General features: G+C 63.9%; 1 protein-coding gene. It reads left to right on the top strand.

The window, feature by feature from the left end; all coding sequences use genetic code 11:
- Positions 1-45 precede the first annotated feature (45 nt).
- On the top strand, positions 46-215 hold a 170-nt coding region (locus FF86_RS69700), incomplete at its 3' end, for a transposase (protein WP_396230223.1).
- Between the last annotated feature and the right edge of the window lie 1,788 nt (positions 216-2,003).

Below are 2,003 nucleotides of genomic sequence, written 5' to 3' on the forward strand. Positions count from 1 at the left end.
GTCGTGCTGGTCTGGGATAGTTTGAACACCCATCGATGCGCGGAAATGCTCGCGTTCATCGCGGCGAACTCCCTGTGGCTGACCGTGATCCGGTTGCCGTCGTACAGCCCGGAGCTGAATCCAGTGGAATCTGTCTGGTCGCTGTTGAAACGCGGGGAGATCGCCAACCGGGTCCTGGTCGACGTCGATCATCTCACCAGTCTGGTCCGACGCGGNATGAGCNGGGTCGGACACCGTCCTGACCTGCTCGAGGGCTGCCTGGNGGGCACCGGGTTGACCTTGACACCATCCCATGATCAATCAGCCGACCTCGCGCATTAAAGGTCGGTAAGCCTTTCCCCGTAACGGTCCGCGACCGCCGGTGGTGATCATGGTTGTGGCGATCGGGCGGACGATCGGGCGGACGATGGCATGCAAAACGCAGGGCTCTGTTGCATTCGGCAGGTCCGGCCGTTCCAAGGCCGAGATCGCGGCCCGGCTGGTGCCGTCGGAAGCCACGGCGAAGACCCGCGTCGGGTGGATCCCGGCCAAGCTGGAACTGCGGGACCGGCGCAGACGGTCGTCTTCGCCTACGAGACCGGCGTGGTCCGCTTGTCGGACAGCCCGCCCCGGCTGGAGCGAGAGCGGTGTCGCGGCTGATCGTGGGGCTGGTCGTGCGCTGACGATCGCAGCCTCTGGAGCCTGCATCCGCGGCGNGGACGGTGGTCCTCTGGAGTGACGGCGGCCGCGAGTCCCCGCCTTTTCCGGCCGGATAGTTTGCGCGCTGCCTATTTGTAGTCAAGTTGCTACGGAAAGTGGCGGATCATCCTTCGCCCCTCCGCATCCGCGGCTCATGGGCCGCGAAAATCTCCGCACTTGCGATGATCTGTAGAATTCCACTACACTGGCCCGGACGCCGGCTCCGAACGGCGCCGGTGGCAGGGTGTGCTCTTCGCCCCAGGATCCGTGCGCTGTCCGCGTCATGTTTCTGTCGATTTCTGTGGCGTACGGTCGCGCCGCGAATCTCGGCCTGGTCGCGGCGGAGTCCGCGCCCGCTGTCGCACGTCGGAAAAGTCTTCGGAAAGGAGGCTCGGCCCGCACGGCACGTCAGCTGTCTGCCGATCTTAACCTGCGGTATCCCCGGGAACGCGGCGGCAGTTTGGGCAGAAAAAACCACAGTCGGCGCTCGGTGTGGTGCCGAACTTCTTCGGCCCGGTCGATTTCCGGTCAGTCGATTTCCGGCAGGCTGCGACCGGACCNGGGTCGATTCACGGCCGTCAGGCGCCCGCACGGTCGAGCGGGGCTGAAACGCGGCCAAAGATATCACTGGAACTTCCTCGATGAAGCGCTNGGTGCGGCCGACGAAACATNGTGTTCACGAGTTGGTTACCCTTTTTTATTGGGGTTGATCTTACTTGACGCTGGTCTTTAGCCACTGCTAACTTCCGCCCATGATTATCCATAGCATGACGAGCGGCGTGAATCGTTTGTTTCGGGGGGACTGTCAGTGAGTTCTTTGGGGGGATGGTCGGTAAGTTCGCCGCGCCGCCCGGCGCGGGTCGCCGTCGCGGTCGGTGTCGCGAGCGTGTTCGCGCTGGCGGCCTGCTCGAGTTCGGGGGGTTCGAGTGCCGACGCCGGCAGCAAGAGCAGTGCGACACCTACGACGTCTGCCACGCCCGCCACGCATGTCGTGACGGACCTGTCGGGCGCGAAGGTGACGGTACCGACGACGATCAACCGCATCGCCGAGCAGTTCCCGGCGCATACCGTGGCCGACATCATGCTCGGCGTCGGCGACAAGCTGGTCGCGATCCAGCAGAACGTGAGCACGATCCCGTTCCTGCAGGNCGTGCAGCCGTCGATCACGAAGGTGCCGCAGCTTTTCCACAGCAGCAACGTGAACATGGAGCAGTTGCTCGCCCAGAAGCCGGACGTGTGAGGTGGTCCCCGTTCTTCGGACAGTGATCCCTATGTGGGATAATTGATCCGTGAGCGGAGGAGATCAATGAGTCAGTCGCGGAGGC

Origin of the sequence: Frankia sp. CpI1-P (genome assembly GCF_001421075.1) — a bacterium.
GTDB classification, from domain to species: domain Bacteria; phylum Actinomycetota; class Actinomycetes; order Frankiales; family Frankiaceae; genus Frankia; species Frankia torreyi.